We start from the raw sequence: 20683 nt of genomic DNA on the forward strand, positions 1-20683 counted from the left end.
CCCTTCAGACCTGCTCGAGCGCCTCGTTCAGTGCGCGTTCCAGGTCGGCCTTGTAGCGCAGATACAGCTGAGTTGAACCCTGACCATCACCGAGCAGGCCCGACAGGTCCAGGTCGGTGATGTAGCAGCGATAGCGTTCAGTCTCGCGGCGCTGCTCGACGATTTCCCCGGCGACCACACTGAACAGTTGGTCGCCATATTCCAGCTCCGAAAATTCCCGCTGTTTGCAATACAACGTGACCTGCACCTGCCCTGGTGCGGCCTTGCCGATGATCGCCTGCACATCATAAAACGGTTTGTTGACCGGCGTTTGCGGCGCCGGCCGGGCTTCGGCCCGACGCGCCCGTGCGGTACCTGAAGGCAACAACTGGTAATACAAAGTCTCCAGGCTCAGCGGCTGGGCGGCGTCCATCGGCAGCAAGGCGTCGCGCCGATACTGGATCGATTGCAGGAAACGTTGCAGCGGCACCAGCAGGCTTTGTTCGTCGTGATAGGGCAAGCGTTGTTGCCACAAGGCATTGAACTCATCCAGTACGTACAGATCGGCCTGGTGTTCGTTGATCCGGTAGAACACCTGAATGCAGTCGGGTTGCCCCATGGGCAGGATCAGCGCCAGGTCGTGGTCTTCCAGTGCCATCGGGTCCAGATGCAACGGGCTGTAGCTCGCCAGTTCTTCGCCGAGGTAGTCAAGCAGTGCCGGCAGCGTGGCGAGGGCGACGTGATTGACTTGGCCGGGCACCAGTTCCAGCACGTGGTAATGCTGCTGGACCTGAATCAGGTAACGATGATTGAGTTTGCTCAGCAGCAGGTTCTGCGCGGTGTCGAGGATTTCTTCGACCCGCCGGGCAATGAATTGCGCGCGGTTGTGGCAGAAGCACCGCACCCGCAGCTTGGGCTGTTGTGGCCCGTCCGGCAGATTGTTGAGGTAATCGCGCAGGCAGTCGAGCAGGGCGTGGGGGCCGTCAAAGCGGCTGACCAGCACCTCGTTCCAGCTATTGAGCGTGACCTGATCCAGGGTCAGCACCAGGTTTTCCCGCACACCGGCATAGCTCAGGGAGTCAGTGCGCTCGGTGGTCATCAGGATGTTCAGGTCGCGATGGTGCTTGAGCGGGTCGATGCCGACGTTCACCAGAATCAGTACTTCGCTCGGCACACTGGCGCGCAGCAAAGGCTCTTCGGCGACAGTGGTCAAAGGCAGGGCGATGCTTTGTTGCAGGCTGCCGAGCAGGTTGAACAGTTCGAACTCGCTCAAGTCGCTGGTGCCTGGGTGCAGGGCCAGGCGGGTGCTGCTGTCGATCACGCCGTTACGGTGGCACCAGGTGAGCAGTTCCAGTAACTGACGACTGCGCTTGATCGGTGCGAAATGCTCCCACTCGTGGGCGGTCAGGCTGCCGTTGTACAAACCCCATTGGGTTTGCCCCGGTTCCTTCTTGTTGGGTGCCTCCACCAGCGTCAGGGTGTCTTCGGCCAGATCGGGAGCGATGCCCGGGTTGATGAATTCGACCTTGTCGGCCTTGCGCTCGAAGGCGGCATACAGCCGCCGGCCCAGCACATTGAGGTCGCGTTTGTTGATCAGGCTGACGGTCTGCTCGTTGCGGGCAAACTGCGTCAGGAAGCGGTAGCTGTAATTCAGCTCGCCGACCAAGGCTCTGCGTTCGGCACTGACCTGGCGGACTTTCCACTGGCTGCGGCTGTCGAGCAATGCGAGCTGACGCTGATCCCAATGCCATTCGTGGGCCAGGCGTTCGAGCAATGAACGCTGCCAGCTCTGGTTGCGACCGCTGCTGCCGGTGAGCTTGCGGTTGACCTTCAAGTACAGCGCGCGGCGTACCAGCTCCAGCCGTTCCAGTTCGCCCCGGGCCGTGAGGTATTCCTCGATGCGCCGGTAAACCACGACGTATGGATCCAGTTCGTCGAGGTCCAGTCGATTGGCAAACACCGCCTGCTTGAAACGCAGGCTCAGGCAGTGGACCTTGGGGTGTTCGCTGGCGTAGACCTCGGTCAGCAGCAGTTTGAGCACTGATTTGTACGGTGACTCGATGCCTTTGAATAACTGCCAGAGCCCGGCCCCGATGAATTCTCCGGGCGGGATGTACGCCAGATGCCCCAGGTCCAGGGTTTCGTCGGCACGGATGAAACGCTTGGATAACAGCGTATGGGTATACCGGTCGTACGCTGCCTCTTCATAAACCGGCACCAGCCACCAGATGGGTGTACGGCCGGCCAGCCAGATCGCGGTGCGGTAGAACTCGTCCAGCAGCAGGTAGTGCTGGGTGGTGCCGCAGTCTTCCGAACTCAGTTGGGTATCGCGCTCGCCGAGCACGAAGCGAGCCGGGTCGATCAGAAAGAAATGCGCCTCGGCACCCTGGCTGGCGGCCCATATCTCAAGCAGCTGGCATTTCTTGCGCAGCTCTGTGAGCTCGCTTTCGCTCAAGTCCGGTCCGTGACAGACCCATACGTCCATGTCGCTCTGATCGGCCTGGGCCAGGGTGCCGAGGCTGCCCATCAGGAACAGACCGTGAATCGGTCGCGGCGGATTGCTGCCGTGGCGCGGCTTATAGGAAAACGAGCGAGTCAGGCGCTGGGCTTCGGCGAGGGCGTTGGCGTCCGGTTCGTAATTCGACAGCCCGGCCGGGGTGCTACCCGAAACATAACCCGGCAACAGCGGATGATTGACATGGAAAAACAGCGGCAGCAGGGTCAGAACCGTTTGCTGGCGGGTCGACAACCCTTCCATGGCACGGGCCATCCGGCCCTCGTTGAGCTTCAGAAAGCGGGCGCGCAGTTGGCTGAGAACCTTGCGGTCGATTCCCTCGTCCAGATCGGGGCGGATTTCATGGGTACGGGTCATGTCAGCTCAATCCGGCTCGCGGGGCTCGGACGTGGGAGGGCTCGGGATGAGGGGCAGTTTAGCGCCTCGGCCTCGGGACTTTTCAGCTGATTTTGTGTTTCTGGCGTCAGATTTCTATCGCGCGGCGACAGCGGGCACCCAAGTGTGCCCGCGGAAATCCCGTGACAGAGGTTTCCGTGGGCGATGCGGCGATGCTCAGGCTGTTTCGCGCACGGACAGAATGGTTAGAACGGTTTGCACATTTTGTGCAGCGTCACGCCCCAGGCTGGTCAGATAACCGCCATCGGGCTGGGTGATCAATTCTTTGTCGAACAGTCTTTGGGCGGCGGCAATGGCTTTCGGGGCAGCGGTCTGATGAATTTTCAAACCTTCCTGGGAACTGTCCAGGTTGAAGAGGGCGAGGATTTCCAGTTCGGCAACCAACTCAGGGGTAAGCGACATAAGGACTCCAGACTTTCTAGGAATTGGACGATAGCGCTCCTAAGGTGATCCCACTCGCGCAGCATGTCCAGCGCTCGTAACAGGGTTTTTTGCCTCGGGGTGGTTTCCAGTTTAGTCAGCGTCTGGGGCAAGGCGGTATTGATTGGTGACAATCTGTGTGGAGGCGGGCCGCTGTGGCGAGGGAGCTTGCTCCCGTTGGGTCGCGAAGCGGCCCCAAAGCTTTGCGACTGCTGCGCAGCCGAACGGGAGCAAGCTACCTCGCCACAAAAGCCCCGTGACAGCGCTGGGTTATTTTTTTTCCGGCGGCAACTCTGGCAGCGCGCGCAGTGCGGTTTCGTACCATTCGGTGTTGAACGCGCGGTCTTCTTCGAGGATCGCGTCGATTTCCACAGCCAGCACGTGGGCCATCAGGTTGAGGATTTCTTCACGCTCGTAACCCACCAGGGTCAGTTTGTTGAAGGTCGCCTTGGCCGCTGGCGGGTTATCGCTTTCGATCTGGTTCTCGATCGCTTCGATCAGCGTCGTTTCAGCGAATTCTTCTTCGTCGTTGTCGATGTCGTTTTGCTCGCTCATGGCAGGCTCCTCAAGGAAAGGCGGCCAGTTTACCTGCATTCAGCGCTGTGATGCTTCTGGCAAGAAGTGCCCGGGCGTTCTATAACTGGCGCTGCCAACCCCCTGCACGGCCTGGAGGCTATGTAATGCTCAAGCTTTATGGATTTTGCGTCAGCAACTACTACAACATGGTCAAGCTGGCGTTGCTGGAGAAGGGACTGCCATTTGAAGAGGTGCCGTTTTACCCAGGCACCAGCCCCGAGGCGCTGGCGATCAGCCCGCGCGGCAAGGTTCCTGTGTTGGGCGTCGAACAAGGTTTCATCAATGAAACCAGCGTGATTCTCGAGTACCTCGAGCAGAGCCAGAAAGGCACGCCGCTGTTGTCGAGCGACCCCTTCGAGCGAGCGCAGGCGCTGGCTTTGGCCAAGGAAATCGAGTTGTACATCGAGCTGCCGGCGCGCGCCTGCTACCCCGCAGCGTTTTTCGGCATGTCCGTGCCGGAGGCTATCCAGGAAAAGACCAAGGCTGAGTTACTGCTGGGGTTCGCCTCGCTGGGCAGGCACGGCAAATTTGCCCCTTACGTAGCGGGTGACAGTCTCAGCATTGCGGATTTGTATTTCCTGTACAGCGTGCCGATGGCGTGTGCTGTGGCGCAGAAGCTGCTCGATATTGATCTGCTGGCCAAGATGCCAGCGGCAAGGGCGCTGCTGGAACGTTTGGAGCAGAATCTGCATGTGCAGCGGATCGCAAAGGACAAGAACGCGGCGATGCCTGCGTTTCTGCAGATGATCGCGTCCAAAAAGTAGGTTTTGTAGTGCTCTGAAGTCAGTCATCGCGGGCAAGCCCGCTCCCACAGGTTTCTCTGTCTGCCATAGATTTTGGCCAGTCGGAGATCCTTGTGGGAGCGGGCTTGCCCGCGATGCTTTTAGCGGCTGGCGAGCAGTGCCTGACCGCGTACAACAGCCTTTTTGACCTGCGCTGGCGCAGTCCCGCCGATATGGTCACGGGCATTCACCGAGCCTTCCAGGGTCAGCACGGCAAATACGTCCTGCTCGATCTGATCGCTGAACTTGCGCAGTTCTTCCAGGCTCATTTCCGCCAGGTCCTTGCCGCTTTCCACGCCGTACTTCACCGCGTGGCCAACGATTTCGTGGCAATCACGGAACGGCAGGCCACGGCGAACCAGATAGTCAGCCAGGTCGGTGGCGGTGGAGAAACCGCGCAGAGCCGCTTCGCGCATCATCGCGTGTTTCGGCTTGATCGCCGGGATCATGTCGGCAAAGGCCCGCAGCGAATCGCGCAGAGTGTCGGCGGCGTCGAACAGCGGTTCCTTGTCTTCCTGGTTGTCCTTGTTGTAGGCCAGCGGCTGGCCTTTCATCAGGGTCAGCAGGCCCATCAGCGCGCCGAATACCCGGCCAGTCTTGCCGCGAACCAGCTCTGGGACGTCCGGGTTTTTCTTTTGCGGCATGATCGAGCTGCCGGTGCAGAAACGGTCCGGCAGATCGATGAACTGGAACTGTGCGCTGGTCCACAGCACCAGCTCTTCGGAGAACCGCGACAAGTGCATCATCGCGATGCTCGCGGCCGAGCAGAACTCGATGGCGAAGTCGCGATCGGACACGTTGTCCAGGGAATTACCGCCGACGGCGTCGAAGCCCAGCAGTTGAGCGGTGTATTCGCGGTCGATCGGGTAAGTGGTGCCGGCCAGCGCGGCACTGCCCAGCGGCATGCGATTGGTGCGCTTGCGGCAGTCCACCAGACGCTCGTAGTCGCGGCTGAGCATTTCGAACCAGGCCAGCATGTGGTGCCCGAAGGTCACCGGCTGCGCGGTTTGCAGGTGAGTGAAGCCCGGCATGATGCTGGCGGCTTCGCGCTCGGCCTGCTCCAGCAAGCCTTGTTGCAGGCGAGTGATTTCGCTGAGGATCAGGTCGATCTCGTCACGCAGCCACAGGCGGATGTCAGTGGCGACCTGGTCGTTACGGCTGCGACCGGTATGCAGCTTTTTACCGGTGACGCCGATGCGGTCGGTCAGACGCGCCTCGATGTTCATGTGCACGTCTTCAAGGTCGATGCGCCAGTCGAACTGGCCGGCCTCGATTTCACCCTGGATGGTTTTCAGGCCATCGATGATGCTGTCGCGCTCGGCATCGGTCAGCACGCCGACCTTGGCCAGCATGCTGGCGTGGGCGATCGAGCCCATGATGTCGTGGCGATACAGGCGCTGGTCGAAGGTGACGGAGGCGGTGAAGCGGGCGACGAAGGCGTCGACGGGTTCACTGAAGCGGCCGCCCCAGGACTGATTGGTCTTGTCAGTGCTCATGAATTCGCTCGTATCGGCTTGAAGAAAGATGGCGTGGAACGCTGACGCGGATAATAACAGGGTTGCCAATCCTGTCGCTGACACTGGTCGACAGGTTTTTTCTCATCGCGCCGCCCCTGCTCGAAGCAAGCGATACAGAAATTGCGCAACGATATTTTTCAATTGAGCAATAACGTCCCGGCAACCGTCTACAGTTGGACAGAGGATCAGCGCACTTCTCGATGCTGCAGCTGACTATAGAGAGAAGAGGGGTGTTCATATTGTGTATCAGCAAACCCTACGGCGATGCCTCGCCAGTGCGGGCCTGGGCCGCCAGTCACGCGGCAGATGAAAATTTAGCCGCCGGTCTCGCGGCACTTTTTGGCCCTCGCGCTAGTCTTAGCGTGGATCGCGGTGACGGACGTCACTTCACCTGTCTACGCTATCCTTGTGCGAGACTCACGCAGGAATCCAGCGCAATATGAATGTCCTGATCGTTGATGACGAACCCCTGGCCCGCGAGCGCCTGAGCCGAATGGTCGGCGAACTCGAGGGATACAATGTCCTGGAGCCCAGCGCCACGAACGGCGAAGAGGCGTTGGCACTGATCGACAGTCACAAACCGGATATCGTGCTGCTCGATATTCGCATGCCGGGCCTCGATGGCCTGCAAGTGGCTGCACGATTGTGCGAACGCGAAACCCCGCCCGCCGTGGTGTTTTGCACCGGGCCCGATGAATTTGCCGTGGAAGCCCTACAGGCCAGCGCCGTGGGCTATCTGGTGAAGCCAGTGCGCACAGAACAGTTACATGAAGCATTAAAGAAAGCCGAGCGACCCAATCGCGTCCAGCTCGCGGCCTTGACTCGTCCGGCGGCCGAAACCGGTAGCGGTCCGCGCAGCCACATCAGCGCCCGCACCCGAAAAGGCATCGAACTGATTCCGTTGGGTCAGGTGGTCTACTTCATTGCCGACCACAAGTACGTCACCTTGCGTCATGAAGGCGGTGAAGTGCTGCTCGACGAACCACTCAAGGCCCTCGAAGACGAATTTGGCGACCGTTTCGTGCGGATCCACCGCAACGCCCTGGTTGCTCGCGAACGCATCGAGCGGCTGCAGCGCACGCCCCTGGGGCATTTTCAGCTGTTTCTCAAAGGCCTGAACGGCGATGCCCTGATCGTCAGCCGACGTCATGTGGCCGGCGTGCGCAAAATGATGCAACAGCTTTAAGGGCGGATTTCTACCCTATTACCGGACATTGAGGGCCAGGGAGGCCATGCGGTTTCTGATACAAGTCAAAGTGGATTTGGCTGAGCTGTTATTATCCGCCGTATCTATTCAGTACGGATTGATTGATCCATGTCCTCTCGCGAAATCCGCATCGCCACCCGCAAAAGTGCTCTCGCCCTGTGGCAGGCCGAATATGTCAAGGCTCGTCTGGAACAGGCCCATCCGGGCCTGCTCGTGACGCTGGTACCCATGGTCAGCCGCGGCGACAAGCTGCTCGATTCGCCGCTGTCGAAAATCGGCGGCAAGGGCCTGTTCGTCAAGGAACTGGAAACCGCGCTGCTGGAAAATGAAGCCGACATCGCCGTGCATTCCATGAAAGACGTGCCGATGGACTTCCCCGATGGCCTCGGTCTGTTCTGCATTTGCGAGCGCGAAGACCCGCGCGACGCCTTCGTTTCCAACACCTACGCCAGCCTGGATGAGTTGCCAAAAGGCAGCATCGTCGGCACCTCCAGCCTGCGTCGTCAGGCGCAGTTGTTGACCCGCCGCCCGGACCTGGAAATCCGCTTCCTGCGCGGTAACGTCAACACCCGTCTGGCCAAGCTCGATGCCGGCGAATACGACGCTATCATCCTCGCCGCGGCGGGTTTGATTCGCCTGGGCTTCGAAGACCGCATCACCTCGGCGATCAGTGTCGACGACAGTCTGCCGGCCGGTGGCCAGGGCGCGGTCGGTATCGAGTGCCGTAGCGCCGACACTGAAATTCATGCGCTGCTGGCGCCGCTGCATCACCAGGACACGGCCACCCGTGTCACTGCCGAACGTGCCCTCAACAAACATCTGAATGGCGGCTGCCAGGTCCCGATCGCCTGCTACGCCGTGCTTGAAGGCGAGCAGATCTGGTTGCGTGGTCTGGTCGGCGATCCGAACGGCGGTCTGCTGCTCAGTGCCGAGGCCCGAGCGCCACGCGGCGATGCCGAGGCCTTGGGCGTACAAGTGGCCGAAGACCTGCTGAGCCAAGGCGCCGCCGACATTCTGAAAGCAGTCTATGGCGAGGCAGGGCACGAGTGACTGGCTGGCGCTTGTTGCTGACGCGCCCTGCGGATGAGTCGGCGGCGCTTGCCGGTGTGCTGGCTGATGCGGGGGTTTTCAGCAGCAGTTTGCCGCTTTTAGATATCGAGCCGATTCCCGCCTCTGACACAATGCGCGAAGTCATTCAGAACCTGGATAGCTATTGCGCGGTGATCGTGGTCAGCAAGCCGGCCGCCAGAATCGCTGTCGATCTGCTCACCCAATACCGGCCACAGCCACCGGTTCCGAGATGGTTCAGCGTGGGCGCGGCGACGGCGCAGATCCTCGAGCATAACGGGCTGGATGTAAGTTTCCCGGTCGACGGTGACGACAGCGAAGCCTTGCTTGAGCTTGCGCCGTTGCGCGAGGCTGTCACTCGACCCGATCCGCGAGTGCTGATCATGCGCGGGGAGGGTGGGCGCGAGCTGCTGGCTGAGCGTTTACGCGAGCTTGGTGCTAGTGTCGAGTATCTGGAGTTGTATCGACGCGGTTTGCCGCAGTACCCGCCGGCAACGCTGCCTGACCGGATCAAGGCGGAACGCTTGAACGGGCTGGTGGTCAGCAGTGGACAGGGTTTTGAGCACCTGCACCGATTGGCTGGCGATGCCTGGCCGAGCATGGTGCGGTTGCCGTTGTTTGTTCCAAGCCCCAGGGTCGCCGAGCTGGCGCGCGCCGCCGGGGCCCAAACAGTTGTGGATTGTCGTGGCGCCAGTGCCGCGGCCTTGCTGGCGGCGTTACGGGAACACCCCGTGCCCGTTTTCTAATGCAAAGGATGGATACGTGAGCGAAACAGCCTTGCCTAAAGATGACGTCCGGCCCGTGCTTGATGCACCGGCTGATGCACCGGTTGAAACTGCGCCACCTGCCGTTGAGCAGCGCCGAGGCAATGGGTTGGCAATCGTTGCGCTGCTGTTGGGTGCGGCCGGTGTTGCCGTGGGCGGTTGGGGAGTCTGGCAGGTGCGTCACCTGCAAGCCACTAACCAGCAACAGTTGAGTCAGGTTCAGGCGCTGAATGATCAGGCCCAGAGCCTGAAGCTCAACGAGCAACGCCTGACGGCTCGCCTCGAGCAAATGCCGGCCGCCGAAGAACTCGACGCGCGCAGTCGCTTGGTCACTCAACTCCAAGGCGATCAGCAACGCTTGAATCAACGTCTGGAAACCGTCCTCGGCGCGAGCCGCAAGGACTGGCGTCTGGCCGAAGCCGAGCATTTGCTGCGTCTGGCCAGCCTGCGCCTGTCGGCGTTGCAGGACATCAGCAGCGCCCAGGCCCTGGTGCAAGGCGCCGATGAAATTCTCCGTGAACAGAATGACCCCGGGGCTTTTGCCGCTCGTGAGCAAGTGGCCAAAACCCTGGTAGCCCTGCGCAGTACCGAACAGCCGGATCGCACCGGGTTGTTCCTGCGCTTGGGGGCGTTGCGCGATCAAGTGATCAACCTCACCGAGCTGGCACCGGAATACAAGGACCGTGGCGAATCCCTGCTGGGCCTGACTGCCGATGGCGACGGTGCCAGTCGCTGGGCGCAATGGTGGGATCAGATCTCGCGTTATATCCGCATCGACTTCAACGCCGACAAGAATGTCCGGCCGTTGCTGGCAGGGCAGAGCCTGAGCCAGGTGCGCCTGGCTCTTAGCCTGGCGCTGGAGCAAGCACAGTGGGCCGCGCTTAATGGCCAAGCCGCGGTTTACACCCAGGCGCTGGCCGAAGCGCGGGACGTGCTCAAAGGCAACTTCAACCCGGACAACCCTCAGAGCAAAATCATGCTCGAGCAAGTGTCCGAGTTGAGCAAGCAGCCAGTCACGGTGGTCACGCCAGATCTGACGGGCACGTTGAGTTCGGTTCAGGCCTATCTCGAGCGTCGTAACGTCAATGCCGAGGAATCGGTGAAACCTCTGGCCAAACCTGCCGCGAGCACTATGCAGGAGGCCACGCCATGAAGCGCCTCTATGTGATTGTGTTCGTGGTCATCGCCGCTGCCGCCGCGCTAGGGCTGGCGATTGCCGAGCATTCCGGCTACGTGCTGATCGCCTACAAAACTTTCCGTTACGAATCGAGCCTGTGGGCAACCCTGGCCCTGGTAGTCGTGCTGTGGCTGGTGTTCTGGGGCATCAAGGTGTTGATCGAGCTGGTGACGACTTCCGGTGGAGTGGTCAATCCATGGTCGCGGCGCAATCGCAGTCGGCGGGTGCAAGTAGCGATCGAACATGGTCAGCTGGATTTGGCCGAGGGCCGTTGGGCCAGTGCACAGCGTCATCTGTATCGCGCAGCGGAAGCCGAGCGCCAACCGCTGCTCTACTACCTCGGTGCTGCCCGCGCCGCGAACGAACAAGGTCACTACGAGGAAAGCGACAACCTGCTGGAGCGCGCTCTGGAGCGGCAGCCCCAGGCCGAGCTGGCGATTGCCTTGAGTCATGCCCAATTGCAGACCGACCGCGGCGACACTGACGGCGCGCTGGTAACCCTGCAAGCCATGCACGAGCGTCATCCACATAACGTCCAGACTCTGCGCCAGTTGCAGCGCCTGCATCAGCAGCGGGGCGACTGGTCGGCCGTGATTCGCTTGTTGCCGGAGTTACGCAAGGACAAGGTATTGCCACCAGCCGAACTGGCTGAGCTGGAGCGCCGGGCCTGGGGTGAAAATCTTTCGTTGGCGGCGCACCGGGAAGAGGACGGAACGGTTGGTTTGCAATCGCTCAATCGCGCCTGGCAGCAACTCACCGCTGCTCAGCGCCAGGAACCGCAACTGGTGCTGGCCTATGCTGATCAGTTACGGCAGCTGGGGGCGCAGGTCGAGGCCGAAGAGGTCCTGCGTACAGCCCTCAAGCGCAAATACGACAGTCATCTGGCACGCCTGTACGGGCTGGTTCGCGGCAGCGATCCGGCCAGGCAACTGCACATCGCCGAGGGTTGGCTCAAGGATCATCCTGCCGACCCCAGCCTGTTGCTGACGTTGGGCCGTTTGTGTCTGCAAAGCAGTCTGTGGGGCAAGGCCAGGGATTATCTGGAGAGCAGCCTGCGTGTGCAGCGCAACCCTGAAGCCTGCGCCGAACTGGCGCGGTTGCTGGCGCAACTGGGTGACACCGAACGCAGTAATCAGCTGTTCCAGGAGGGCTTGGGTCTATTGGATGAGCGCTTGCTGGCGGCACCGCTGCCAGTGCCGGCTCACGCTTGATGCCGACTTGTAGCCGCTGCCGAAGGCTGCGTTCGGCGGCGAAGCCGTCGTCATAAAGGTTATGCGGTTCCTCTGTTAAACCGCGGTGCCTGTTTTACGACTGCTGCGCAGCCGAACGCAGGCTGCGCCAGCTGCTACAAGGGGCGGGAATCGCTTCGAATCCGCCACTGTTTCAGCGTTGTAATCCTTCGCCGGCAACGTCCTACAGAGGACTACATCAAATCCTCTCGACCCTGTCGGGAATTCCCTACACTTCTGGTGAAGTGTCCGTGGTGGTCTGCCTTGAAAGGCTGCCGCGCTTTCCTCTACCGTAACCGCCTGTCTCTACTGTTACGGAAAAGCCATGTCTTTGGCCTGCTCACGCTCCTTGTTTTTCATGGTTTTCATCGCAGGTGCCCTGGCGTTGGGCGTTTCCTATTACCTGGAATATGCGGTCGGTCTCAAGCCTTGCGGGTTGTGCCTGTTGCAACGGGTTTGTCTGGCGGTGCTCACGGGTGTCTGCCTGACGGCTTCGGTGCAGGGGCCTGGCCGCTTCGGGTCATTCTTGTATTGGCTGCTGGGTTTGCTCTGCAGTCTGGCCGGTACCGTCACAGCGTGGCGACAGGTCGTGTTGCAGAGCGACCCGGTGCATCAGCTGTCGGCATGCTCGCCCAATCTGGCCGATCTGTTCGCCAGTACGCCGTGGGTGTGTGTCGTGCAGCGAATGTTCCAGGGCACCGCCGATTGCGCGGAAATTTCCTGGACGCTATTCGACCTGAGCATCCCGGAGTGGAGCCTGCTGTTCTTCGTCGCAATGATGATCCTGGGCGGGTATCAGTTGCTGCGCCTTGTCTGGATCGCGTGTCAGCGACCGCTCAGCGGCGAGTCGTCGCACCGGGTCTTGGCGGGCGATTAAACACTTGTATGAACTTTATCTCCTGCGTACCTTGAAGCCATAGGCGCGCGGGCATAATCTGGCCCGCACGTGTCATTGGAATTATGTTGCTCGTTGCTGTTCTGCCTGACCAAGACCGGATGTGCCGTGTGTTGGGGGCAGGCGTAGAACGGCATGACCCATTAGGGAAGAGAGATCGCCATGTTAGATAGTTGTCAGAATGCTCAGGAACGCTGGGGTGGGGTTCATAAGCTCATTGACCGCTGGCTACAAGAGCGTGAAGAGTTGGTAAAGGCATTCCACGACTTGCGAAATGCCAAACCGGCTTTCGCCGACAAGTCCTTGAACGGTCGGTTTTGCGAGATTCTTGTCGATTACGTTTCGGCCTGGCATTTCGAAGTGAGTGAGCATCTGGTCAATGAGGCCAAGGCCTTTGGCGACGATGGCGGCCTTGAACTGGTGAAGCAGATCAACCCGCGTATCGATGTGAGCACCGAGATGGCTCTGTCGTTCAATGATCATTGTCACAAAGGTGATTGCAACGATACCGAGCGTTTCGCCGAAGCGCTGGAAAAACTGGGCAGCCAACTGCGTGAGCGTTTCGAACTGGAAGATTGCCTGATCGAAGTGCTGCACACGGCCCACAAGGAAGAGAGTTCGGTTCAGGCCTGAACCCTTCCCGGCTGGTCACTGAAAACGGTGCGCAATGCGCGCCGTTTTCGTTTCCGGCATTCAGCTTGTGGCACCCCGCAATTCGACTTCGAATACCAGCGGTGTAAACGGCGCGATCAAGTCGCCAGCACCGTCGGCGCCATAGGCTTGCGCCGATGGAATCACCAGGCGCCATTTCGCGCCGACCGGCATGTCTTGCAGCGCACTGCGCCACCCCGCGATCACGCTATCAAGATTGAACCACTGCGGCTGGTTGTTCTGGTCGAACACTGTGCCGTCAGGCAGGCGTCCGATATACAGCACTTGAACCTTGCCGTTCGGGCCGGCCTTGGCGCCGTTGCCCGGCGTCAGCTCCGTCAGCAATATTCCATCCGTCAATTCGCGAACCCCAGGCCTGGCTTTTTCTTCGGCGAGAAAACGCTGCTCTTTTTCGAGGGCGACTTCGCTTTGCGGGACGACGGGTTGCTCAGCGACCCGGGCTTCGTGCTCGGCAAGAATCTGTTCGATCCGCTCGTCTTTCAGTGCCAGCGGCTTGCCTTGATAGGCTTGCTGCAAACCTTCGAGCAGTGCCTGAAGTTGCAGATCCGGAACTTCCTGGCGCAAGCGTTCGCCAAGGCTTGCGCCCAAGCTGTAAGCAAGATCGTGAGCGTCATTTGCGGCGATTTTTTCGGAGGCCTGGGCCACGGAAAAAAACACGCACAGCGATAAAAAAAGGTAGCGCGACATGGGCACTCTCCGATCTGAGATGCGCAGGATTATGCCAGTGTGAATGCGCTCGAAGGTAAACTGGTTTTGCGCCAGCGCAGAACATTTTTACTTCGTTGCAACGTAGCGCTTTCGATACTGTCAAGATGCCCTAGCGGCGGTTGCAGCAGAGGTCTAGTATGAGCCGCATTCACGTCAGCCAGGAGGTAAACCATGTCGGCCACCAAGAAGCCAGTAAATACTCCGTTGCACTTACTCCAACAACTCTCGGGCAGCCTGCTCGAGCATTTGGAAAACGCTTGTTCCCAAGCCTTGGCTGATGCTGAAAAACTGCTCGCCAAACTGGAGAAGCAGCGCGGAAAAGCGCAGGAAAAACTGCACAAATCCCGCACCAAATTGCAGGACGCTGCGGCGGCCGGCAAAGCCAAGGCGCAAGCCAAGGCCAAAGGTGCGGTGAAAGAACTTGAGGACTTGCTCGACGCTCTCAAGGATCGTCAGTCCGATACGCGCAGCTACATCCTGCAACTCAAGCGCGACGCTCAAGAAAGCCTGAAATTGGCCCAGGGTGTCGGTCGTGTCCAAGAGGCTGTCGTCAAGGCGTTGTCCCTGCGTTCGGCCAAGCCAGCTGCGGCACCTGCGAAGAAAGCCGCTGCCAAACCGGCTGCTGCAAAAGCATCGGCCAAGCCTGCTGCCAAAGCTCCGGTGAAAACCGTAGCCAAGCCAGCTGCAAAACCTGCGGCGAAAAAACCAGTCGCTGCCAGTGCTGCGAAACCCGCAGCTAAAACGACGGCTGCCAAACCTGCCGCCAAGCCAGCTGCTGCCAAAACAGCCGCCGCTAAACCAGCTGCAAAAACCACGGCTGCCAAACCCGCCGTGGCAAAAACTGCAGCGGCAAAACCAGCGGCTAAATCTGCTGCCAAGCCAGCCGCTAGAACTGCCGCCGCGAAACCTGCTGCCAAACCAGCCGCCAAACCTGTCGCGGCTAAAACCGCTGCAGTCAAGCCTGCTGCAAAACCCGCTGCGAAACCCGCTGTAAAAGCTGCGGCCAAACCTGCCGCGAAACCGGCTGCCAAAACTGCTGCTGCGAAACCTGCTGCCGCTGCCAAGCCAGCCACTGCAGCCAAGCCAGCCGCTGCAAAACCAGCAACCAAACCCGCGGCCAAGCCAGCAGCAAAACCGGCCGTGAAAAAGCCGGTCGCCGCTGCCAAACCGGCTGCTGCGCCAGCGATCAAGCCAGCAACTTCGGCCCCTGCTTCTTCGGCCTCGGCGTCGCCCGCGCCTGCAGCAACCACCTCGATCACCACGTCTGCGCCAACGCCAGCCGCGTCGTCGAGCACCAGCACCACCCCAACCAGCGCTTCCTAAGTGCCGGTTACCGCGACGCGCAGCTGATGCAGCGCGTCGCGGTCCAGGTTGGCGGCGCCTGCCGCCACACCTTCCAGCCAGGCCGAGAGATCGGTCGCCTCATCCTGCGGCCAGCTCTTTGCCGATCGCTCCAGTCGCAACAACAGCTGTCGCTCGGCTTTCAGTTCCAGGGTTTTGACTTGTTCGCGCAACGTATGCAGTTCGACGTCTTCGGCCGCGCTGGCCTTCCATTGCCTACGCAACGCCCGTAGCGGTTGCACGATATCCGCGTCCCAGGGCTCGGCTACATCGCGAAGCTGCTTTATTCGTTGCTCGTTGCAGGCGACACCCCGCTGTCCCAGCCACAGACCACAGAGCAACAGACACACGTTCACCCCGGCCGACTGCAATTGCAGGCAGGCAGCTTCAACGCCGGGACGGGCGTAAGTGCCAAGGGAAAAGCTCCACAGGTCAGAGGACATAGTGCTACTCGCGCCAGTTGCGAGCGAAGCTGGTAGACTCCGCCGCCATTATGATTCGACTTCAGAACCTGACTTTACAGCGTGGCCCGCAACGTCTGCTAGAAGACGCCGAGCTGACCCTGCACGCCGGCCACAAAGCCGGCCTCATCGGTGCCAACGGCGCCGGCAAATCGAGCCTGTTCGCCTTGATCCGGGGCGAACTGCACCCGGACTCGGGTGACTGCTTCCTGCCGGCCGACTGGCGCATCGCCCACATGCGCCAGGAAATCGAGACGCTCGAACGCATCGCGGTCGACTACGTGCTCGATGGTGACCTGCGCCTGCGCGAGGTGCAACGCGACCTCGCCGCAGCCGAAGCGGCCCATGACGGTGCCGCTCAGGCCCGCCTGCACTCGGAACTCGACAGCGCCGACGGCTACACCGCCGACGCTCGGGCTCGAAAGCTGCTGGCCGGCCTTGGGTTCACCAACGAGCAGATGGATCGGCAAGTAGGAGATTTCTCTGGTGGCTGGCGGATGCGTCTGAACCTGGCGCAGGCTTTGATGTGCCCTTCGGACCTGTTGCTGCTCGACGAACCGACCAACCACTTGGACCTCGACGCCATCATCTGGCTCGAAGAGTGGCTTAAAAGCTACCCCGGTACCTTGATGCTGATTTCCCACGACCGGGACTTCCTCGATGCCGTGGTCGATCACGTAGCCCACGTCGATCAACGCAAGATCACCCTGTATCGCGGTGGTTATAGCGCCTTCGAACGCGCCCGTGCCGAACGTCTGGCCCAGCAACAACAAGCCTACGAGAAGCAGCAGGCGCAACGTGCGCACATGGAAAGCTACATCGCCCGCTTCAAGGCCCAGGCTACCAAGGCCCGTCAGGCCCAGAGCCGGATCAAGGCGCTGGAGCGGATGGAAGAGCTGTCTGCCGCGCATTCGCCGTTCGACTTCGTCTTCCGCGAGTCGACGAAAATTTCCAGCCCGCTGATCGACCTGTCGGATGCTCGACTGGGTTACGGCGATAAAGCCGTGCTGGAGAAGGTCAAGCTGCAACTGACCCCCCGGCGCGCGGATCGGCTTGCTCGGCCCGAACGGTGCGGGTAAATCGACCCTGATCAAAAACCTCGCCGGTGAGCTTGAGCCGTTGGCCGGTCGCCTGACGCGCGGTGAAAACACCGTCGTTGGCTACTTCGCCCAGCATCAGCTTGATTCCCTCGACTCCAAGGCCAGCCCGTTGCTGCACTTGCAGCGCCTGGCACCGACCGAGCGTGAGCAGACCCTGCGCGATTTCCTCGGCGGGTTCGATTTCCGCGGCGCGCGTATCGATGAGCCGGTACTGAATTTCTCCGGCGGTGAGAAGGCGCGTCTGGCCTTGGCATTGATCGCTTGGGATCGACCGAACTTGTTGCTGCTCGACGAACCGACCAACCACCTGGACCTGGAAATGCGTCTGGCGCTGACCATGGCCCTGCAGGAATTCAGTGGCGCGGTACTGGTGGTCTCACACGATCGCCATCTGCTCAAAAGCACCACTGACAATTTCTATCTGGTGGCAGACGGCAAAGTCGAGGAGTTCGATGGCGACCTGGAGGACTACGCCCGTTGGCTGGTCGAATACCGTCAACGCAATGCCCCGGTCAGCAATACCCCGGTCAATCCGGACAAGACCGACAAGAAGGCCCAGCGCCAGGCCGCTGCTGCGTTGCGTCAGCAACTGGCACCGCACAAGCGTGAGGCCGACAAGCTTGAAGCCGAGCTGGGCAAGCTGCACGAGAAGCTGGCGAAGATCGATTCCAGCCTTGGCGACATCGACATTTACGAGCCGATGCGCAAGAACGATTTGCGTGATCTGCTGGCTGAACAAGCCAAGCTGAAGGTGCGTGAAGCCGAGCTGGAAGAAGCCTGGATGGAAGCGCTGGAACTGCTGGAAAGCATGCAGGCGGAGCTGGAGGCGCTGTCCTGATGGAAGCCTTCAAACTGCCTTTACCGGCTGGGTGGGGCGAGCCGCTCTGGCTGGTCGTGCAAATTCTGCTGATCCTGCTGGCTGGTTATATCGCCCAGCGTATTGTCGCTAAATGCCTGACTCGCCTGGGCGAGCGCTATCCGTTTCCGCCGCAGTTTTTCATGCCGCTGCGTGGCGGTTTGCGCTGGCTGATCATGGGCAGTGCGCTGATTTTCGTGCTGGAACGCCTTGGCGTGTCGGCCACGGTGCTCTGGACGGCGTTGTCCGGTTTCGTTGCGGTGGCCGCCGTGGCGTTTTTCGCCATGTGGAGCGTGCTCTCCAACCTGCTGTGCGCGATCCTGATCTTCACCGTCGGCCCATTCCGTATCGGCGATGTGGTCGAGTTGGTGGATACCACCGACAAGCCCGGCGTCAAAGGCCGGGTGGTGGCGATCAATCTGCTCTACACCACGCTGATCGAAGCCGAAGAACTCGGTACCGGCAGCGCCATGGTGCAAGTGCCCAATAGCCTGTTCTTCCAGCGTTCGGTTCGACGCTGGCGCGGCACGGATGTGTTCCCTTCGAACGGGTTCGAAAAGTAAGCCTTCTGTTGCCTGACACACCGCTTTCGCGGGCAAGCCCGCTCCCACAGGTTTTTGGGGTGGATTGAGGTTTGTGATCAGTCCAAAACTCTGTGGGAGCGGGCTTGCCCGCGATGGCGGTTCGTCAGACGATGGGCCCTTCAAGCCATAAACGCTGGTCGACAGTCGCTCTGTCCTACAAAAAATCGGTAGTCATCGGCCCAAAGGCGCATTAGCTTAGACGTCTGTCACGAGTCTGAGTCGAGGTGTGCGATGGTGCTTCAAACATGGCTGGCTTTTTTTGCCGCCTGCTGGGTGATCAGCCTTTCTCCCGGTGCCGGCGCCATTGCGTCGATGTCCAGCGGTTTGCGCTACGGTTTCTGGCGCGGTTACTGGAACGCCTTGGGCTTGCAACTGGGCCTGGCGTTGCAGATTGCGATTGTCGCTGCCGGTGTCGGTGCGATCCTCGCGGCCTCCGCCACGGCTTTCTATGCGATCAAATGGTTTGGCGTGGCCTACCTGGTCTACCTCGCGGTCAAGCAATGGCGCGCGTTGCCCAATGATATTAACGACGACGCGGCCATCCGGCAGATCGGCAAGCCGATGGCGCTGATGTTCCGCGGTTTTCTGGTCAACGTCAGCAACCCCAAGGCCTTGGTGTTCATGCTCGCGGTGCTGCCGCAATTCATCGACCCCCACGCGCCGCTGGTGGCCCAGTACCTGATCCTCGGCGTGACCATGATCTGTGTCGACCTGATCGTCATGGCCGGCTACACCGGGCTGGCGGCGAAGGTGCTGCGTTTGCTGCGCACACCCAAGCAGCAAAAACGCATGAACCGCACCTTTGCCGGGCTGTTCATTGGCGCGGCGGCGTTCATGGCGACCCTTCGCAAAGCGGCGGTGTAAAACCTTCAGGTACAAAAAAGGCGACCCATCGAGGGTCGCCTTTTTCATTTGTGGCGAGGGGGCTTATGTGGCGAGGGAGCTTGCTCCCGCTCGGCTGCGCAGCAGTCGTAAAACCGGCTGATGCGGTTTGAATGGTTTGGGGGCCGCTGCGCGGCCCAACGGGAGCAAGCTCCCTCGCCACAGGCAAGCCCCCTCGCCACAGAATGACCAGCCTTGGATCAGTGCAGAATCACCGGCGCCGTATCCCGCGGCAGGTTATTGCGCAGCGGCGGCTGCCCCGGCTGCTCATAGCCACCGCCACCGAGCTGTTGGCTCAGTTGCGCAGCCACATCCTCACCCAATGCCTTGGACACATCGCGCACCACCCGTGGGCGGTTCAGCGAAATCTTGATATCCCGACCATTCACCAATTTGGTGTCCTGACCTTCGCCCATCGCCGTGAAGGCCGAGGTAATCTCAAAGGTCCTGGTGTTGATCAGGCTGAAGTCCGCCACCAGCGTCAGCCCCAGCACCGCCGAATAGCTGTCGGTGTTGGCCAGCTCGTTCATGTCACGGGTGAAATCGATGTCTGACACGGTGCCAAACAGCACGTAGTCGGCACCCTTGAAGCTACCAGCCTTGATCCGCTTGATCACGTCATACACGTCACCTTTGGACGATGCTGTGTAAGGCGTGCCCTGCACCAGCTGAAACATGCCGGTGCGCAGAATCTCGCCCTTGATGTCGCCGGTGAATTTTCGCAGTTCACCTTGCTCGATGTAGCTGCTGGTTGCTTCGTACTCTTCATAGCTGGACGAACCACTGGCGCCGTAATAGCTCTGGCTGTGGTTGCTCTGGGCCGAAACAGTGTGTACGTATTGCTCCACCCGTTCCTGATATGCCAGGTCGGCTACTGCGACTTTCGGGGCCGCTTGCACGCTGAACGCGCAAACCAGGGCCATCATGCCAATCCATGCGCGCATCGATTAACGCTCCGTGGTTTTGCGGATCTCTTTTTCGTCCATCCACTCGGCCAGACCGCTTTCAACGTCGATCAACTGCAGGCTGAATTTGTAGAAGACGTCCTTGTAGTCGCTGCTGCGTTTGACGATCGAGCTGATCGAGCCTTCGATACGATACTTGGCAGCGATCATGTTGCCAGTCTTGGCCACGGTGCTCTTCTTGTACAGACCACTCTGGTTTTGCAGCTTGAGCTGGTCGACCTGGCTTTGCATCGCAGTGTTGTCGCTGGCGAAGCGGGCGACGCCGGTCTTCATCAGCTGGGTCTTGATGCTGGTGGTGATTTCGCGGGTATCGATGTACTCGCTGGTCTTGTTCTTCACGTCGTAGACCTGAACCACCGGACGGCCTTGCAGGATGCCGGACTGGGCCAGGGAGCGGGTCATGGATTCGGCGATCATCTGCAGGTCGGTGGAGCCGAACTCGTTGGTCACGGTTTCCACGGCTTTGGTATCGCCGTAGCTGATGTTTTTGCTGCCCAGCGTCGGCGAAGTATTGGCGCAACCGCTGGCCAGGAGGGCGACGATGGCGATGAACGAAAAGCGTGCAAACATGGGAATGCTCTCTAGAACT

Annotated in this window: 19 protein-coding genes and 1 pseudogene; 12 read left to right on the forward strand and 8 right to left on the reverse strand. The window is 60.3% G+C overall.

Going from position 1 to position 20683, the window contains the following annotated elements; translation table 11 throughout:
- Positions 1-4: 4 nt before the first annotated feature.
- The 3 genes from PSH65_RS01185 to PSH65_RS01195 form a co-directional block, all read right to left on the reverse strand.
- The gene (locus tag PSH65_RS01185; protein WP_305424562.1) at positions 5-2851 is read right to left on the reverse strand and encodes a class I adenylate cyclase; all 2847 of its coding nucleotides are present in this window, start codon (positions 2849-2851) and stop codon (positions 5-7) included.
- A 195-nt stretch (positions 2852-3046) separates the two neighbouring features.
- Positions 3047-3292: a TIGR02647 family protein gene (locus PSH65_RS01190; RefSeq protein ID WP_007894898.1), complete on the reverse strand. Its 246-nt coding sequence runs from the start codon at positions 3290-3292 to the stop codon at positions 3047-3049.
- A 288-nt stretch (positions 3293-3580) separates the two neighbouring features.
- Positions 3581-3865 (reverse strand): hypothetical protein, encoded by a 285-nt coding sequence (locus PSH65_RS01195; protein WP_305424563.1) that lies wholly within the window; start codon positions 3863-3865, stop codon positions 3581-3583.
- Positions 3866-3990: 125 nt separating this feature from the next.
- On the opposite strand from PSH65_RS01195, the gene PSH65_RS01200 reads away from it, so the two are divergent.
- Complete coding sequence (locus tag PSH65_RS01200) at positions 3991-4650, forward strand: glutathione S-transferase (protein ID WP_305424564.1); 660 nt, start codon at positions 3991-3993, stop codon at positions 4648-4650.
- A 119-nt stretch (positions 4651-4769) separates the two neighbouring features.
- On the opposite strand, the gene argH is transcribed toward PSH65_RS01200, so the two are convergent.
- On the reverse strand, positions 4770-6164 hold the full coding sequence (gene argH, locus PSH65_RS01205) for an argininosuccinate lyase (RefSeq protein ID WP_305424565.1): 1395 nt from the start codon (positions 6162-6164) through the stop codon (positions 4770-4772).
- 460 nt (positions 6165-6624) lie between these two features.
- On the opposite strand from argH, the gene PSH65_RS01210 reads away from it, so the two are divergent.
- The 7 genes from PSH65_RS01210 to PSH65_RS01240 all read left to right on the forward strand — a co-directional run bounded on the left by PSH65_RS01210 (position 6625) and on the right by PSH65_RS01240 (position 13158).
- Positions 6625-7371 (forward strand): LytTR family DNA-binding domain-containing protein, encoded by a 747-nt coding sequence (locus tag PSH65_RS01210; protein ID WP_007899317.1) that lies wholly within the window; start codon positions 6625-6627, stop codon positions 7369-7371.
- A gap of 129 nt (positions 7372-7500) precedes the next feature.
- Complete coding sequence (gene hemC / locus PSH65_RS01215; protein ID WP_305424566.1) at positions 7501-8442, forward strand: hydroxymethylbilane synthase; 942 nt, start codon at positions 7501-7503, stop codon at positions 8440-8442.
- Positions 8439-9206: a uroporphyrinogen-III synthase gene (locus PSH65_RS01220; protein ID WP_305424567.1), complete on the forward strand. Its 768-nt coding sequence runs from the start codon at positions 8439-8441 to the stop codon at positions 9204-9206. Before hemC ends, PSH65_RS01220 begins: the two co-directional genes overlap by 4 nt.
- Before the next feature lie 16 nt (positions 9207-9222).
- A complete protein-coding gene (locus PSH65_RS01225) occupies positions 9223-10377 on the forward strand; it encodes a uroporphyrinogen-III C-methyltransferase (protein WP_305424568.1) in 1155 nt (384 codons plus the stop codon).
- Positions 10374-11612 (forward strand): heme biosynthesis protein HemY, encoded by a 1239-nt coding sequence (locus PSH65_RS01230; RefSeq protein WP_305424569.1) that lies wholly within the window; start codon positions 10374-10376, stop codon positions 11610-11612. Before PSH65_RS01225 ends, PSH65_RS01230 begins: the two co-directional genes overlap by 4 nt.
- A 343-nt stretch (positions 11613-11955) precedes the next feature.
- Positions 11956-12507: a disulfide bond formation protein B gene (locus PSH65_RS01235; RefSeq protein WP_305424570.1), complete on the forward strand. Its 552-nt coding sequence runs from the start codon at positions 11956-11958 to the stop codon at positions 12505-12507.
- A gap of 180 nt (positions 12508-12687) precedes the next feature.
- A complete protein-coding gene (locus tag PSH65_RS01240) occupies positions 12688-13158 on the forward strand; it encodes an Rsd/AlgQ family anti-sigma factor (RefSeq protein WP_007941595.1) in 471 nt (156 codons plus the stop codon).
- A 60-nt stretch (positions 13159-13218) separates the two neighbouring features.
- Here PSH65_RS01240 and PSH65_RS01245 read toward each other — a convergent pair whose 3' ends face one another.
- Positions 13219-13884, reverse strand: a complete 666-nt coding sequence (locus tag PSH65_RS01245; RefSeq protein WP_305424571.1) for an FKBP-type peptidyl-prolyl cis-trans isomerase — start codon at positions 13882-13884, stop codon at positions 13219-13221.
- A 192-nt stretch (positions 13885-14076) separates the two neighbouring features.
- Here PSH65_RS01245 and PSH65_RS01250 point away from each other — a divergent pair, with 192 nt between their 5' ends.
- Positions 14077-15228 carry an AlgP family protein gene (locus tag PSH65_RS01250; RefSeq protein ID WP_305424572.1) on the forward strand — a complete coding sequence of 384 codons (1152 nt, stop codon included), beginning with the start codon at positions 14077-14079 and terminating at the stop codon, positions 15226-15228.
- Here PSH65_RS01250 and PSH65_RS01255 read toward each other — a convergent pair.
- On the reverse strand, positions 15225-15689 hold the full coding sequence (locus PSH65_RS01255; protein WP_305424573.1) for a TIGR02444 family protein: 465 nt from the start codon (positions 15687-15689) through the stop codon (positions 15225-15227). The genes PSH65_RS01250 and PSH65_RS01255 overlap by 4 nt on opposite strands.
- 50 nt (positions 15690-15739) lie before the next feature.
- Here PSH65_RS01255 and PSH65_RS01260 point away from each other — a divergent pair.
- The 3 genes and pseudogenes from PSH65_RS01260 (at position 15740) to PSH65_RS01270 (ending at position 19111) form a co-directional block, all read left to right on the forward strand.
- Positions 15740-17645: pseudogene (locus tag PSH65_RS01260) on the forward strand (ATP-binding cassette domain-containing protein).
- Positions 17645-18226, forward strand: a complete 582-nt coding sequence (locus tag PSH65_RS01265; protein ID WP_305424574.1) for a mechanosensitive ion channel family protein — start codon at positions 17645-17647, stop codon at positions 18224-18226. The pseudogene PSH65_RS01260 and the gene PSH65_RS01265 overlap by 1 nt, the downstream one beginning before the upstream one ends.
- A 252-nt stretch (positions 18227-18478) precedes the next feature.
- Positions 18479-19111 (forward strand): LysE family transporter, encoded by a 633-nt coding sequence (locus PSH65_RS01270; RefSeq protein WP_305424575.1) that lies wholly within the window; start codon positions 18479-18481, stop codon positions 19109-19111.
- Between the two features lie 218 nt (positions 19112-19329).
- Here the strand turns inward: PSH65_RS01270 and PSH65_RS01275 are convergent, their stop codons facing one another.
- Entirely contained in the window at positions 19330-20073 is a 744-nt protein-coding gene (locus tag PSH65_RS01275) for a penicillin-binding protein activator LpoB (protein ID WP_305424576.1), read from the reverse strand.
- A gap of 3 nt (positions 20074-20076) precedes the next feature.
- The gene (gene lpoB, locus PSH65_RS01280; protein WP_305424577.1) at positions 20077-20664 is read right to left on the reverse strand and encodes a penicillin-binding protein activator LpoB; all 588 of its coding nucleotides are present in this window, start codon (positions 20662-20664) and stop codon (positions 20077-20079) included.
- Positions 20665-20683 lie beyond the last annotated feature (19 nt).

Origin of the sequence: Pseudomonas sp. FP603 (genome assembly GCF_030687415.1) — a bacterium.
Classification (GTDB): domain Bacteria; phylum Pseudomonadota; class Gammaproteobacteria; order Pseudomonadales; family Pseudomonadaceae; genus Aquipseudomonas; species Aquipseudomonas wuhanensis.